Source organism: Sphingopyxis sp. NJF-3 (genome assembly GCF_053514865.1).
In genome coordinates, this window is the sequence record NZ_CM130726.1 from 2,309,294 (window position 1) to 2,322,823 (window position 13,530).

Sequence of the window (13,530 nt, forward strand, 5' to 3'; positions counted from 1 at the left end):
TCAGCATGACGAAGATGGAAGGCAGCCCCGGCTAGCGCTGCAAGCGGCGGCGAACCGCCAATATGTAGATGACCGCCGCCGCGAGGGCGAAAAGGAACCATTGCACCGCATAGGCGAGATGGTTGTTGGGCAGGTCGGCGCCGTTCGGCACCGCGCTCGCGCGCAGGCCCGCGACCGGCGCATCGGCGACGAGCATTGCGCGCGCGGGCGCCGCCTTGCCGGTCAGCCGCGCGATCAGGCTCGGCTGCTCGGGGCCGGGCACGATCGTTCCCGCCACGCTCCCGCCGCTCCATTTCGGCGGCGTGAAATCGTCGGCGATGCCGACATCGACCAGCACGCCCGGTCCCTCTGCGCCGGTGCGGCAGTCGGCGACCATGCGGATGCCCGATTTTCCGGCCCGATCGGTGCCGCTGCGCGGGTTCCAGCGCACGGGCTCAAGACAGGTCACGCTACTCTTGCGAAAGAGCAGCGCATCGGGCACCGGCGGCAGCTCGGGATAGGCGACCGTCGCCGACATCGCGCGGTTCCGATCGTAGAGCGCGATCAGCGCCTCCTTCTCGCCCTTGCGCTGAAGCTGCCACACCCCGAGCGCGATCATGACCGCGATGGCCGCGATCACGAGCAGCGTCGGGATCAGCGGCCAGCGGCGCGCCGGAGCGGCGGGCTCAGTCATGCGGTTCCTCCTCCACGCGGCGTCCTTCGGCGGCCTGGCGCTGATGCTCGCTCGCGAGGAGCGCCGCCTTGCCGACGCGCAGGCCGTAGACCACGGCAAGCGCGGTCAGCGGTATCCACAGGATGACATGGACCCACAGCGGCGGGTGCAGCAGCGCGTCGAGCGTCAGCGCGAGCGCGATCAGCAGCGCGCCGACGATCAGGGTCAGGAAGGCTGCGGGACCGTCGCCGACATTATAGCGGCCATAGTCGAGCCCGCAGGCGTCGCATTTCGCGCGGAACTTCACCGGCCCGTCGAACAGGGTCGGCGCTCCGCATTCGGGGCAGAGACCAAAAAGGGCAGCGCGCGCAATCGGCGGCTGCCCCTTTGGATTGGAATCGCTGTCCGGCAATTTAGTGCGCAGCGACCGGCGCGCCCCAGCCGCCCCAGACATAGACGATGATGAAGAGGAACAGCCACACCACGTCGACGAAGTGCCAGTACCAGGCCGCGGCTTCGAAACCGAAGTGCTGCTGCGGCGTGAAATGGCCCTTGTAGGTGCGGACGAGGCAGACGATCAGGAAGATCGTGCCGACGAGCACGTGGAAGCCGTGGAAGCCGGTCGCCATGAAGAAGGCCGAGGTATAGTTGATCGTGCCGAAGGGGAACGGCGCCTCGGCATATTCATAGGCCTGGATCGAACTGAAGGTCAGGCCGAGGATGATCGTCAGCCACAGACCCTTCTTGAGCCCTTCGCGGTCGCCGTGGATCAGCGAATGATGAGCCCACGTCACCGTCGTGCCCGAACAGAGCAGGATCAGCGTGTTGAGCAGCGGCAGCGAGAAGGCGTCGATGACGTGGATGCCCTTCGGCGGCCACTGGGTGATCGCCGCCGCGCCGTCCTGGCCGAACAGCGAGGACACCGCGCCGTCGACGATCTCGACCGGCACCGGGAACAGCGAGAAATCGAACCACGCCCAGAACCAGCCGACGAAGAACATGACTTCCGACGCGATGAACAGGATCATGCCGTAGCGCAGGTGAAGCTGCACCACCGGCGTATGATCGCCGGCATGCGCCTCGTTGATGACGTCGGCCCACCATTGGAAGAAGGTCAGGATCACGCCCGCGACGCCCAGACCGAACACCCATTTGCCCGCGCCGCCGAAATAGTCGGTGTGCATCCACATCACGCCGCCGAAGAACATGACGAGCGCCGCGATCGAGCCGACCATCGGCCAGACGCTGGGGTTTACGAGGTGATAGTCATGATGTTTGGCACCGGCCATGTCATTATTCCCGTTTAGCTGCCCCAGCATCGCGATTCCCCATCGCCCGCCGGTCCTTGAAGACTCTCGATCGCGGCCTTAGCTCGCCTTTTTGCCCTCGTCCACAGGGTAGAAGGTATAGCTCAGCGTGATTTCCTGAATGTCGCGCGCATCGACGTCGTCCTTGATCTTCGGATCGACGAAGAAGAGCACCGGCATGCGAATCTGCTCACCCGGCTGCAAGGTTTGCTGGGTGAAGCAGAAACACTGGATCTTGGTGAAATATTTGCCCGCCTGGTCGGGCGTGACGTTGAAGGTCGCGGTCCCGGTGATCGGATGCGCCGAATTATTCTCTGCGATGAAGATCGCCATGTCGCGCGCGCCGATGCTCACCGTGTCGGTCGGATGCTCGGGATAGAATTTCCACGGCAGCTTGGGCGAGACGTTGGCGTCGAAGCGCACCGAGATGGTGTCGCTGAGAATCTTCGGCTGCTCCGCGGCGGCGACAGGGTCGTAGCGCTGGGTCGTTCCGCCAAAGCCGGTGACCTTGCAGAACAGATTATAGAGCGGCACCGCGGCGAAGCCGAGACCGACCATCGCCGCCGCGAGCAATCCCGCCAGCCCGGCGGTCCGCAGGTTCCTCGAACGGATCGCATCGCCGCTCATCAATGCACCATGCGCGCCATGGTGATGAAGAAGAAAAGCAGCGCCAGCGCGCCGAGAATCCACGCCATCAGATTGGCACGGCTCCGCTGGCGGCGGCGATATTCCGCTTCGTCGAAGGGTTCGGGGGTCTGGTCCTGGGTCATAGCGGCCACATATGGTCGGCGACGACGGCGCCGAACAGGATGAAGAGATAGACGATCGAATAGGCGAACAGGCGCTTTTCGGGCCGCATCGCATCGCTCGCGCCCGTCTGCCGCACCCCGACCTGCACCGACAGCGCAACGAAGAGGACGGACAGCAGGATCGCGGTCCAGCCATAGAGCGCGCCGGTGTAACCGAGCGGCCAGGGCGCGATCGCCGCCGCCGCCATGATCAGCGCATAGAAGAGGATCTGGCGCCGCGTCGAACGCTCGCCCGCCACCACCGGCATCATCGGAATCCCCGCCGCGGCATAGTCCGAGCGCACGAACAGCGCGAGCGCCCAGAAGTGCGGCGGCGTCCACAGGAAGATGAGGAGGAAGAGCATCACCGGCAGCGGCGCGACCGATCCGGTCGCCGCGACCCAGCCGATCAGCGGCGGAAAGGCGCCCGCCGCGCCGCCGATCACGATATTCTGCGGCGTCCGGGGCTTGAGCCACATGGTGTAGACGAAGACATAGAAGAGGATCGAGACGGTCAGCAGCGCCGCAGCCTGCCAATTGGCGGCGAACAGCATCAGGAAGACCGAGAAGGCGGCGAGCCCGACCCCGAAATGCAGCGCGGTCTGCGGGTCGAGCCGTCCTGCGGGAAGCGGCCGGCCGGCGGTGCGCTTCATCTTCGCGTCGAGCCCCGCCTCATACCATTGGTTGAGCGCGCCCGACGCGCCGGCGCCGAGCGCGATCGCGAGGATCGAGGAGAAGCCGAGCACCGGATGAACATGCCCCGGCGCCGCGAGCAGCCCGCACAGCGCCGTGAAGACGACGAGCGACATCACCCGCGGCTTGGTCAGCGCGAACAGGTCGCGCCAATCCGCGGGCAGCGTCATTTCGCCGTGGGTCAGGCTCTGCGCCAATTCATCCTCCGGCCGGATGGCGGACGCCCCCTGCCGATCTCGGCAGGGGGCGAGCGCGATCAGGCGATACGCGGCAGTTCGTTGAACTGGTGGAACGGCGGCGGGCTCGACAGCGTCCATTCGAGCGTCGTCGCGCCTTCGCCCCACGGATTATCCGCAGCCTTCTTGCCCGCGAACAGCGACCAGACGAGGTTCACGAAGAAGAAGATCATGCCGACGGCCATGATCGCATAGCCGATCGACGAGATATGGTGCCAGTAAGCAAAGGCTTCCGCATAGTCGGGGTAACGGCGCGGCATGCCCTGCTGGCCCAGGAAGTGCTGGGGGAAGAACATGACGTTCACGCCGATGAAGAAGATCCAGAAGTGCAGCTGGCCCAGCGTCTCGTTGTACATCCGGCCCGACATCTTCGGGAACCAGTAATAGAAGCCCGCGAACAGCGAGAAGACAGCGCCGAGCGACAGCACATAGTGGAAGTGCGCGACGACATAGTAGGTGTCGTGCAGGTTGGTGTCGACGCCGCCGTTGGCGAGCACGACGCCGGTGACGCCGCCGACGGTGAACATGAAGATGAAGCCGAGCGCCCAGACCATCGGCGTCTTGAAGCTCAGCGAACCGCCCCACATGGTGGCGATCCAGCTGAAGATCTTGATGCCGGTCGGGACCGCGATGACCATCGTCGCGGCGGTGAAGTACATCTTCAGGTTCACGCTCATGCCGACGGTGAACATGTGGTGCGCCCACACGATGAAGCCGACAACGCCGATCGCGACCATCGCATAGGCCATGCCGAGATAGCCGAACACCGGCTTGCGGCTGAAGGTCGAGATGACCTGGCTGACGATGCCGAAGCCCGGCAGGATCATGATGTAGACTTCGGGGTGGCCGAAGAACCAGAAGAGATGCTGGTAGAGCACCGGATCGCCGCCGCCCGTCGCATCATAGAAGGTGGTGCCGAAGTTGCGGTCGGTCAGCAGCATGGTGATCGCGGCGGCGAGAACCGGCAGCGACAGGAGCAACAGGAAGGCGGTGACCAGCACCGACCACACGAACAGCGGCATCTTGTGCAGGGTCATGCCCGGCGCGCGCATGTTGAAGATGGTGGTGATGAAGTTGATCGCGCCGAGGATCGACGCCGCGCCCGCGAGGTGGACCGAGAAGATCGCCATGTCGACCGCCGGGCCGACCGATCCGCTGGTCGACAGCGGCGCGTACAGCGTCCAGCCGGTGCCCGCGCCGAGGCCGCTGCCGCCGGGGAAGAACATCGAGGCGACGAGCATGACGAACGCGACGGTCGTCAGCCAGTAGCTGATGTTGTTCATGCGCGGGAAGGCCATGTCGGGCGCGCCGATCATCAGCGGCACGAACCAGTTGCCGAAGCCGCCGATCATTGCCGGCATGACCATGAAGAAGATCATGATCAGGCCGTGCGCGGTGATCATCACGTTCCAGAAATGCTTCGCCTGCGTGTCGCCGGCGGCGGGGTCGAAGAACTGCGCCCAGCCGTGCAGATACTGGATGCCCGGCTCGGCGAGCTCGAGGCGCATCATGCCCGACAGCACGCCGCCGACGATGCCGGCGATGATCGCGAAGATCAGGTAGAGCGTGCCGATGTCCTTGTGGTTGGTCGACATGAACCAACGGACGAAGAAACCGGGCTTGTGATCATGGTCGTCATGCGCATGATCGTGGCCGTGGGCGGGTGCAGTCACTGCGATATCGGTCATCTGTCGGACCCCTTGTCTTAATTCTTGGCGGCCGGGGCGGCGGGAGCCGCAGCCGGCGCGGGTTCGGTCGTGGCGGCGGGGGTCGCGGTCGCGGCGGGCACCGGACCGGCCGGCGCGGGCGCCGCGGCGGCGGGCGCTGCAGCCTGTGGATCGGGATTGCCGCCCTTCGAGCGGACCCACGCCTTCCACTTGTCCATCGGCAGAGCCTCGACCGCGATGGGCATATAGCCATGGTCGACGCCGCACAGTTCGGAGCACTGGCCGTAATAGACGCCCGGCTTGTCGACGGTGAAGGTCGTTTCGTTGGCACGGCCCGGGACCGCGTCCATCTTGGTCCACAGCGCGGGAACCGCGAAGCTGTGGATCACATCAGCGCCGGTGATGATCAGCTTCACCTGCTTGCCGACCGGCACGACCATGCGGTTGTCGACGGCGAGGTGATAGGGTTCGCCGGCGGTCTCGGCCTGGTCCTCGGTCAGCATCTTCGACACATATTCGCCGATGCCCTGGTCGGGATAGGCATAGCCCCAATACCATTGGTAGCCGGTGACCTTGATCGTCAGCGCGTCCTTGCTCGGCGGCTCATACTGCTGCGCGAGCAGGCGGATCGACGGCACCGCGATCACCGCGAGGATCAGGACGGGGATCGCGGTCCAGATGACCTCGATGAAAGTGTTGTGCGTCGTCTTCGACGGCACCGGGTTCGCGGCGGCGCGATAGCGGACGACGACCCAGAGCAGCAGGCCGAGGACGAGGAGCGAGATGACCGTGATCACCGGCAGCAGGATGACATGGTTGAACCAATAGGCCTGTTCGCCGACCGGGCTGACCTGCGGCTGGAAATTGATGCCGCCGTCGACCGGCTGGCCAACCCCTGCGGTCGGCTTCATCGGCACATAGGTCGCGTCGCCGGTGGGCGCGACGGCGGCGGTGGTCGCCGGAGCCGGCGTCGTCGTGGCCGCATCGGGCGCGGCCGGCGCCGGAGTCGCCGCCGTGGTCGCAACCGGCGCCGTGGCGGGCGCCGCCGCGGGTGCCTGCGCATGCCCAGTGCCCATCGCTCCGAGCGACAAGGCCGCCGCAATTACAAGGGTTTTCAAGCTCTTCATAAGGATAGTGCCGCCCGTTGCCTGTTGTGTTCTCGATCCCTCAGCCTATCCGAACCGGCCGCCGGACACGGGTCGCGACGGCCGAAGGACAGGCTGAATCTCGCGGGCGCTATAGACCCGCTTGCCGCTTGCCTCAAGCATCTCTAACACTATTTTGCGGCTGGCAAATCCGCGCCGCCAAAACCCGGTCGCCCGCGCGGGCGACGATAGGAAAAAGACCGATCTCCCGATGACCGACGACGATATCCTGGCCGAGTTCCGCGCCGCCGACGCCCTGCTGCACGGACACTTCCTCCTCTCCTCGGGCCGCCACAGCGAATATTATCTGCAATGCGCGCGCGTGCTGATGGACAGCGACCGCGCCGGTCGCCTCGCCTCCGCGCTCGCCGCGAAGCTGCCGCGCGAGCTGCGCCAGGCGATCGACCTCGTCGTCTCGCCGGCGATGGGCGGCGTCATCATCGGGCATGAAATGGGCCGCGCGCTCGGCAAGCCCGCGATCTTCGTCGAGCGCCCCACGGGCACGTTCGAACTGCGCCGCGGCTTCGCGATCGAGCGGGGCGCGAAAGTGCTGATGGTCGAGGATGTCGTCACCACCGGCCTCTCGTCGCGCGAGGCGATGGAAGCGGTGGGCGCCGCGGGCGGCGAGGTGGTCGCCGAGGCGGCGCTCGTCGACCGCTCGGCGGGCAGCGTCGATCTGGGCGTGCCCTTCTATCCGCTCGTCGCGATCAACTTCCCGACCTACGCCGAGGACGAGCTTCCCGAGCATCTCGCGGCGTCGCCCGCGGTCAAGCCGGGAAGCCGGGCGGCGGCATGAGCGCTCCCCTCCCCTCGGGCCAGCGCCTGCGGCTCGGCGTCAACATCGACCATGTCGCGACGATCCGCAACGCGCGCGGCGGCGACCATCCCGACCCGGTGCGCGCGGCGGAAATCGTCGCGGCGGTCGGTGGCGACGGCATCACCGCGCATCTGCGCGAGGACCGGCGCCACATCCGCGACGACGACCTCGCGCGCATCCAGGCCGCGACCGACCTGCCGCTGAACCTCGAAATGGCGGCGACCGACGAGATGCTCGCCATCGCGCTGCGCCACGCGCCGCACGCCGCCTGCATCGTCCCCGAAAAGCGCGAGGAGCGCACGACCGAGGGTGGGCTCGACGCCGCGGGCCAGCACAACCACCTCGCGCCCATCGTGGCGCGCCTGTCCGACGCCGGCATCCGCGTCAGCCTGTTCATCGAGCCCGACCCGCGCCAGATCGAGGCGGCGATGCGGCTGAAGGCCCCGGTCGTCGAGTTCCACACCGGCCGCTACGCCCATTGCGAGGGCGAGGAACGCGCCGCCGAACTCCGCCGCCTCGCCGACGCTGCCGCGCTCGCGTGGAAAAACGGCATCGAACCGCATGCGGGGCACGGCCTGACTTACGAGAATGTCGTGCCGGTCGCCGCGATCCCGCAGCTCGCCGAACTCAACATCGGCCATTATCTGATCGGCGAGGCGATCTTCACCGGGCTCGAAGACGCGGTGCGCCGGATGCGCGAATTGATGGACGAGGCAAGAGGGTGAAGAATTTCGTCATTGCGAGGAGCCGAAGGCGACGCGGCAATCTCCAGCTATCGGCCCAGCTCGCGGCCGATGGCTGGAGATTGCTTCGCTTCGCTCGCAATGACGGCATTGGGTTGATGGCATGATCATCGGCCTCGGCTCCGACCTCTGCAATATCGAGCGCATCCAGGCCTCGCTCGACCGCTTCGGCGAGCGTTTCGAAAATCGCGTCTTCACCGAGGTCGAGCGCGCCAAGGCGGCGCGGCGGCCGTTCACGCGCGCGGGCACATATGCCAAGCGCTTCGCCGCCAAGGAGGCCTTCTCCAAGGCGGTCGGCACCGGCTTCAAGCGCGGCGTGTTCATGAAGGACATCGGCGTCGTCAACGCGCCTTCGGGCGCGCCGACGCTCGCACTCACCGGCGGCGCCGCCGAACGGCTCGCGCAGATGGTCCCGGCGGGGTATCGCGCGCATATCCATCTGACATTGACCGACGACCACCCCTGGGCGCAGGCCTTCGTCATCATCGAAGCGATCAAGGACGAGTAATGGCGAGGAAAAAGGCCGAGGGCGAGGGAAGCTGGGGCAAGCTGATCCGCGATATCGTGGTGATCCTGGTTCTCGTGCTCGGCATCCACAGCTGCGTCGCCAAGCCCTTCTATATCCCGTCGGATTCGATGATGCCGACCCTGCGCAACGGCGACCGGCTGATCGTCAGCAAATATCCCTATGGCTGGTCCTACGCCTCGGTGAGCTTCCATCTCGCGCCCAAGGTCGAGGGCCGGTTGTTCGGCGCGCTGCCGCAGCGCGGCGATATCGTCGTGCTCGAACATCCGGTCACGCGGATCGACTATATCAAGCGCGTGATCGGCCTGCCCGGCGACACGATCGAGCTCAAGGGCGGCGCGCTGATCATCAACGGCAAGCCGATCCGGCGCGAGGTCCAGCCGATGCTGTCGATCCCGGTCGACGCCAATCTTCCCGGCCCCGACAGCAGCCTGTTCCGCTTCGTCACCCGCGACGCGACGGGGCGCGAGGTGATCGAGCTGCCGATCGTGCGCGAGACGCTGCCCGGCGGCGCGACCTTCGACACGATCGACATGGGGCCCGGCTATGCGACCGACGATTACGGGCCGGTCAAGGTGCCCGCGGACCATCTGTTCCTGATGGGCGACAACCGCGACGGCAGCGCCGACAGCCGCGTCTCGGTCGACCGCAAGGGGCTGGGCGGCCCCGTTCCCTTCGACGCGATCGCCGGCCGCGCGGAGATCATCAGCTTTTCGACCGACGGAACCACCGAATGGTATAATCCGCTGAGCTGGTTCGAGGGGCTGCGATCGGGCCGCGCCGGAACCGATCTGAGGCCCGCGCGTGAGAGCAGCGCCAACAGGGAGTGACGCGATGGCGGAGAGGAAAGAGCGCGCCGCGGCGCAGGCCAAGGCGAGCGCCGAGGCCCCCGGCCCCACCGAAATCCGCAGCCAGCTCGTCCGCACCGAACTGCTGAAGGCCGGCGTCTGGCTCGGCCTCGCGCTCTTGATCGGCGTGTCGATCATCCTGATCCAGCCGATCCTGCTGATCTTCGCCGCCATCGTCATGGCGTCGATGCTCGACGGCGGAACGCGCCTGCTCGGCCGGGTGCTGCCGATCGCGCGCGGCTGGCGGCTATTGATCGTCTGCCTCGCGCTCGTCGCCTTTCTCGCCTGGACGGTGCTGTTCGCGGGCTCGCAGATCGCCGACCAGGCCGCGGCGCTGCAAAAGGTGGTGATGGCGCAGATCGAACGCATCGCGGCCTGGGCGAGCGCACACGGCATGGGCAACGTCCAGATCGATACCAAGACGATCACGGAGAATCTGGCCGGCACGGTCGGGCGCGTGACCGCCGCCGTCGGCACCGTCCTCGGCGCGCTCACCAGCCTCGTGATGGTGCTGGTGCTCGGCATCTTCCTCGCGATCGAGCCGCGCCTCTACGAGCGCGGGGTCGCATGGATGCTGCCGATGAAAAGCCGCGAGAATTTCTACATCACCACCGCGCGCATGGGCTTCACCTTGCGGCGACTGATGGCGGGGCGCCTGCTCGGCATGATCGTCGAGGGCATCGGCACCTGGCTCGCCTGCCTCGCGGTCGGCATTCCGATGGCGGCGCTGATGGGCCTGCTCACGGGCCTGCTCGCCTTCATTCCCAATATCGGCGCGATCGTTTCGGGCGTGCTGCTCGTCCTCGTCGGCTTCTCGGCGGGGACCGACACCGGCCTCTATGCGATCATCATCTATTTCGTCGTCCAGACGGTCGACGGCTATCTGATCGTCCCGATGGTCGCCAAGCAGACCGTCGACCTCGCCCCCGCGCTCGTCCTTGCCGCGCAGATCCTGTTCGGGGCGCTGCTCGGCATCATGGGGCTGTTCCTCGCCGATCCCATCGTCGCGATGATTAAGGTCGCGCTCGAGCGCGAGGCCGAACGCAATGCCGGGGCGCAGGGCAAGGCCAGGCCTTGATCATGAACGTCGCCCCCGCGAAGGCGGGGGCCGTCCGCAGTCTTGCGCTATTTCTTTAGGGCATTGAGCCATTAACTGACCCACCTTCCGTTCGTGTCGAGCGAAGTCGAGACGCCCATCGGAATAGCGCCGGCCGATGGGGTGTCTCGACTTCGCTCGACACGAACGGAATTTGAGCTGCTGCTGATCTAACGCACGCCGCTCTAGCGGCCCCGCCTTCGCGGGGCCGACGCCTCAATGGCTGATTATTGCGGCATGCCCGGCGGCGGGGCGCCGGGTCCACCGGGGCCGCCCTGCTGCATCATCTGTTGCTGCTGCATCATCATCTGCTGCATCGCGCGGACTTCGGCCTCGCTCCGGAAATCGAGGAGTTCGACGTCGAAATGGAGGGTGCTGTTCGCCGGGATCGGGCCCTTCGCTTCGCTGCCATAGCCCTCTTCGGGCGGGATCACGATCTTGTACTGCCCGCCGCGCTGCATCTGCTTCAGCGCTTTGCTGAATCCCGGAACCACGCCCGCCACCGGCATCGGCGCCTGCTCCTGCTGATCGAAGACGGTGCCATTGTCCAGGCTGCCCTTATATTTGATCAGGACGATATCGGCATCGGTCGGGTTTGGTCCCTCACCGGCCTTGACGACCTCGACCTTCGTGGTCTGAACGATCGTCTGATACCAGGCGGTGCCCGCTGCCGCGGCGACCAGCACCGCCAGGCCGATCCACAGCAGCCACAGCCCGCCCTTGCTCACCGGGCGCAATGGAACCGTCGTCACACTCATCGTCGCTGATCCTTCGCTGGCGCCCGCGGGCGCGAATGTCGGGCCCGCCTATAGGCGGACGCGAGGCGAGCGGTCCAGCGCGAAGTTGGCGGCGGCGTCTTTGGGGTGGGAAGCGGACGTTGCATGACTCGTCGCCCCCGCGAAGGCGGGGGCCGCTGGAGGCCTATTCCTGCACCGCTGCGTAAAACGACGGCGGCCCCCGCCTTCGCGGGGGCGGCGGCTGTTATCGGCCGCAACGAACCTTTCCCGCATCGTCATCCCGGACTTGATCCGGGATCCATTCCTTCGACGGAGCGTGAATGGATCCCGGATCAAGTCCGGGATGACGATGAAAGAAGGGCCGCTTCCGGTCGTCAACGGACGGTCCGTCGGCGAGCAGGAAAAATGCGCGCAGAAACCGCAGAGGCAAAGGACCATCGCCTCCGCACCCCCGCGCGATTCCTGTTCCAACTCACCCTATCGAAGAAAGGTCCGGCAACCGGCAACCGGCCGCCAAGGTCAGTTCTGCCCGCTCGTCACCGTGGTCACCACCGGCTTCGGCGCGATCGCCTCCGCGGCGACGACGCGTTTCGACGCGCCTGCGGTGATCGCCTTTTCGAGCGCCGCGACCTGCGGACATTTGTCCGAACAGGCCCGCTGCGCCGCCGCCAGCTTCTCACGCGCGAGTTCGATCGCGCCCTTGTCGGCGAGCGCCTCGCCCTGCCCCGTCAGCGCGGTCACGTCGTTGGGTTCGAGCAGCAGCGCCTCGCGATAGAGGCCGATCGCCTTGCCCGGCAGCCCCTGCGCGCGGGCGACCTGCGCCATCGCGATGATCGCCGAGCGATTGCGCGGATCGGCGGCGAGCGCCGACTCATAATAGTCGACCGCGCCGTTCAGATCGCCCTTGCTCTGCGCTTCCTCGCCCTGCTTTTGCAGCTGGGTCGAGCGCGGAAGGATGTCGTTGTCGGCGCGCTGCGCGTCGGAGGCTGTGGGCAGGCTGGCAAGGACAAGGCCGGCACCGAGGGCCAGGAAACTGACGCGCATCGCATTCTCCCATTTCGTCATGCCCGCCGAGCCTAACATGGCGCCGTCAGTCGCGCGAGGAAAAAGCCGTCGCAGCCGTCGTGCGCCGGAGTCAGCAGGAAACCGGCGCCCGCAGGCCGTCCGACGCCGTCCGGAAGCGGGCCGGCGTCAGCCGTCCAGCCCGGATGCCGGTTCAGGAAATCATCCATCTGTGCCCGCCCCTCACGCGCGATGATCGAGCAGACGGCATAGAGAAGTTTTCCGCCCGGCGCCACAAGCTCGGCGCCGAGGTCGATCAGTTTCGCCTGGTCGGCAAGGTGCCGGTCGAGCCGCGACGGCGTCAGCCGCCAGCGCAATTCGGGGCTGCGCCGCCAGGTGCCGCTGCCCGAACAGGGGGCGTCGACGAAGACGCGGTCGGCCTTGCCCCGCCAGTCGGCGAGCATCGCTGCCTCCTTGCCGGGATCGAGCAGCCGCGTCTCGATGCGCGTCGCCCCCGCCCGTTCGGCGCGCGGCGGCAGTTGCTGGAGCCGCGCCCGGTTGGTGTCGCAGGCGAGGATATCGGCGCCGTTGCCGGTCGCCGAGGCGATGGCGAGCGTCTTGCCTCCGCCACCCGCGCACAGATCGACGATGCGCAGGCCCGACGCGGCAGCGAGCGCCGCCGAGGCATATTGGCTCGCGGCATCCTGCACCTCGAACAGGCCTTCCGTATGGGCGGGATGCTGCGCCGCGGCGGTTTCGGGCGGCAGTCGCCAGCCGTCGGAGGCGTGCGCGATCGGCTCGCCTTCGGGGAAGAGCGTGGACAGCGCGTCGCGGCTCGCCTTGATCCGGTTGGCGCGCAGGTCGAGCGGCGCGCGGGCGAGCATCGCCGCCGCTTCGGCGTCCGCGCCGACGAGCGGATCGAAGAGCCCGGTCAGCGCCGACGCCGCGAGGCCGGTTTCGGCGCGCGGCTCGTCGGGCGCGATCGGTGTGGGGCCATAGGGCGAACCGTCGAACAGCGCGGCAAGCTGGGGGTCGGCATCGGCGAGCGCCAGCATCGCCGCGCGCCCCGACGGCGGAGCCGAGCGCACCGCGCGGATCGCGTCATAGACATGCGCGCGGATCGCGCGGCGGTCCTTCGATCCCGCGTAGCGGCGCGCGCGCATCGCCTCGGCGAAAAGCGCGTCGGCGGGCGCCCCGCCTTCGCGCGCAGCGGCGGCGATGGCGTCGAGAATCTCGATCGCGGTCTGGACGCGCGCGGCGGGGGTCATCCTTT

General features: G+C 67.1%; 16 protein-coding genes. 5 read left to right on the top strand and 11 right to left on the bottom strand.

Annotated elements, in window-relative coordinates; genetic code table 11:
- Positions 1–31 precede the first annotated feature (31 nt).
- From ACOTSS_RS11335 to coxB, 8 genes are all read right to left on the bottom strand, one after another.
- Positions 32–673, bottom strand: coding sequence for an SURF1 family protein (locus ACOTSS_RS11335; RefSeq protein WP_448688263.1), 642 nt, complete (start codon positions 671–673; stop codon positions 32–34).
- Entirely contained in the window at positions 666–1,064 is a 399-nt protein-coding gene (locus ACOTSS_RS11340; protein WP_255246994.1) for a DUF983 domain-containing protein, read from the bottom strand. Before ACOTSS_RS11340 ends, ACOTSS_RS11335 begins: the two co-directional genes overlap by 8 nt.
- Position 1,065: 1 nt before the next feature.
- Positions 1,066–1,941, bottom strand: coding sequence for a cytochrome c oxidase subunit 3 (locus tag ACOTSS_RS11345; RefSeq protein ID WP_448688264.1), 876 nt, complete (start codon positions 1,939–1,941; stop codon positions 1,066–1,068).
- Positions 1,942–2,019: 78 nt separating this feature from the next.
- The gene (locus tag ACOTSS_RS11350; RefSeq protein ID WP_448688265.1) at positions 2,020–2,586 is read right to left on the bottom strand and encodes a cytochrome c oxidase assembly protein; all 567 of its coding nucleotides are present in this window, start codon (positions 2,584–2,586) and stop codon (positions 2,020–2,022) included.
- Positions 2,586–2,729, bottom strand: coding sequence for a hypothetical protein (locus ACOTSS_RS11355; protein ID WP_448688266.1), 144 nt, complete (start codon positions 2,727–2,729; stop codon positions 2,586–2,588). The genes ACOTSS_RS11350 and ACOTSS_RS11355 overlap by 1 nt, the downstream gene beginning before the upstream one ends.
- Positions 2,726–3,610, bottom strand: coding sequence for a heme o synthase (locus tag ACOTSS_RS11360; RefSeq protein ID WP_448691334.1), 885 nt, complete (start codon positions 3,608–3,610; stop codon positions 2,726–2,728). Before ACOTSS_RS11360 ends, ACOTSS_RS11355 begins: the two co-directional genes overlap by 4 nt.
- Before the next feature lie 86 nt (positions 3,611–3,696).
- Positions 3,697–5,364 (bottom strand): cytochrome c oxidase subunit I, encoded by a 1,668-nt coding sequence (gene ctaD / locus ACOTSS_RS11365; protein WP_448688267.1) that lies wholly within the window; start codon positions 5,362–5,364, stop codon positions 3,697–3,699.
- 17 nt (positions 5,365–5,381) lie between these two features.
- Positions 5,382–6,470, bottom strand: a complete 1,089-nt coding sequence (gene coxB / locus ACOTSS_RS11370; protein ID WP_448688268.1) for a cytochrome c oxidase subunit II — start codon at positions 6,468–6,470, stop codon at positions 5,382–5,384.
- 229 nt (positions 6,471–6,699) lie between these two features.
- Between coxB and pyrE the strand changes: the two genes are divergently transcribed.
- The 5 genes from pyrE to ACOTSS_RS11395 all read left to right on the top strand — a co-directional run bounded on the left by pyrE (position 6,700) and on the right by ACOTSS_RS11395 (position 10,500).
- Positions 6,700–7,284 (top strand): orotate phosphoribosyltransferase, encoded by a 585-nt coding sequence (gene pyrE / locus ACOTSS_RS11375; protein ID WP_448688269.1) that lies wholly within the window; start codon positions 6,700–6,702, stop codon positions 7,282–7,284.
- Positions 7,281–8,030: a pyridoxine 5'-phosphate synthase gene (locus ACOTSS_RS11380; protein ID WP_448688270.1), complete on the top strand. Its 750-nt coding sequence runs from the start codon at positions 7,281–7,283 to the stop codon at positions 8,028–8,030. The genes pyrE and ACOTSS_RS11380 overlap by 4 nt, the downstream gene beginning before the upstream one ends.
- A 121-nt stretch (positions 8,031–8,151) precedes the next feature.
- Positions 8,152–8,556, top strand: coding sequence for a holo-ACP synthase (gene acpS / locus ACOTSS_RS11385; protein WP_448688271.1), 405 nt, complete (start codon positions 8,152–8,154; stop codon positions 8,554–8,556).
- Positions 8,556–9,404, top strand: a complete 849-nt coding sequence (gene lepB, locus ACOTSS_RS11390; RefSeq protein WP_448688272.1) for a signal peptidase I — start codon at positions 8,556–8,558, stop codon at positions 9,402–9,404. Before acpS ends, lepB begins: the two co-directional genes overlap by 1 nt.
- A 4-nt stretch (positions 9,405–9,408) precedes the next feature.
- Positions 9,409–10,500: an AI-2E family transporter gene (locus ACOTSS_RS11395; protein ID WP_448688273.1), complete on the top strand. Its 1,092-nt coding sequence runs from the start codon at positions 9,409–9,411 to the stop codon at positions 10,498–10,500.
- A gap of 245 nt (positions 10,501–10,745) precedes the next feature.
- Here the strand turns inward: ACOTSS_RS11395 and ACOTSS_RS11400 are convergent, their stop codons facing one another.
- From ACOTSS_RS11400 to ACOTSS_RS11410, 3 genes are all read right to left on the bottom strand, one after another.
- A complete protein-coding gene (locus ACOTSS_RS11400; protein WP_448688274.1) occupies positions 10,746–11,276 on the bottom strand; it encodes an FKBP-type peptidyl-prolyl cis-trans isomerase in 531 nt (176 codons plus the stop codon).
- Between the two features lie 498 nt (positions 11,277–11,774).
- A complete protein-coding gene (locus tag ACOTSS_RS11405; protein ID WP_448691335.1) occupies positions 11,775–12,299 on the bottom strand; it encodes a tetratricopeptide repeat protein in 525 nt (174 codons plus the stop codon).
- 32 nt (positions 12,300–12,331) lie between these two features.
- Positions 12,332–13,525 (bottom strand): RsmB/NOP family class I SAM-dependent RNA methyltransferase, encoded by a 1,194-nt coding sequence (locus ACOTSS_RS11410; RefSeq protein ID WP_448688275.1) that lies wholly within the window; start codon positions 13,523–13,525, stop codon positions 12,332–12,334.
- Positions 13,526–13,530: the final 5 nt, after the last annotated feature.

What these genes read in the sequence shown, in the direction of transcription:
- pyrE (WP_448688269.1), top strand. Translation starts at nt 6,700, where the DNA reads ATGACCGACGACGATATCCTGGCCGAGTTCCGCGCCGCCGACGCCCTG.
- ACOTSS_RS11350 (WP_448688265.1), bottom strand. Translation starts at nt 2,586, where the DNA reads ATGAGCGGCGATGCGATCCGTTCGAGGAACCTGCGGACCGCCGGGCTG.
- ctaD (WP_448688267.1), bottom strand. Translation starts at nt 5,364, where the DNA reads ATGACCGATATCGCAGTGACTGCACCCGCCCACGGCCACGATCATGCG.
- acpS (WP_448688271.1), top strand. Translation starts at nt 8,152, where the DNA reads ATGATCATCGGCCTCGGCTCCGACCTCTGCAATATCGAGCGCATCCAG.
- ACOTSS_RS11405 (WP_448691335.1), bottom strand. Translation starts at nt 12,299, where the DNA reads ATGCGCGTCAGTTTCCTGGCCCTCGGTGCCGGCCTTGTCCTTGCCAGC.
- coxB (WP_448688268.1), bottom strand. Translation starts at nt 6,470, where the DNA reads ATGAAGAGCTTGAAAACCCTTGTAATTGCGGCGGCCTTGTCGCTCGGA.
- ACOTSS_RS11335 (WP_448688263.1), bottom strand. Translation starts at nt 673, where the DNA reads ATGACTGAGCCCGCCGCTCCGGCGCGCCGCTGGCCGCTGATCCCGACG.
- ACOTSS_RS11395 (WP_448688273.1), top strand. Translation starts at nt 9,409, where the DNA reads ATGGCGGAGAGGAAAGAGCGCGCCGCGGCGCAGGCCAAGGCGAGCGCC.
- ACOTSS_RS11380 (WP_448688270.1), top strand. Translation starts at nt 7,281, where the DNA reads ATGAGCGCTCCCCTCCCCTCGGGCCAGCGCCTGCGGCTCGGCGTCAAC.
- ACOTSS_RS11360 (WP_448691334.1), bottom strand. Translation starts at nt 3,610, where the DNA reads ATGACGCTGCCCGCGGATTGGCGCGACCTGTTCGCGCTGACCAAGCCG.
- ACOTSS_RS11345 (WP_448688264.1), bottom strand. Translation starts at nt 1,941, where the DNA reads ATGGCCGGTGCCAAACATCATGACTATCACCTCGTAAACCCCAGCGTC.
- ACOTSS_RS11410 (WP_448688275.1), bottom strand. Translation starts at nt 13,525, where the DNA reads ATGACCCCCGCCGCGCGCGTCCAGACCGCGATCGAGATTCTCGACGCC.
- ACOTSS_RS11355 (WP_448688266.1), bottom strand. Translation starts at nt 2,729, where the DNA reads ATGACCCAGGACCAGACCCCCGAACCCTTCGACGAAGCGGAATATCGC.
- ACOTSS_RS11400 (WP_448688274.1), bottom strand. Translation starts at nt 11,276, where the DNA reads ATGAGTGTGACGACGGTTCCATTGCGCCCGGTGAGCAAGGGCGGGCTG.
- lepB (WP_448688272.1), top strand. Translation starts at nt 8,556, where the DNA reads ATGGCGAGGAAAAAGGCCGAGGGCGAGGGAAGCTGGGGCAAGCTGATC.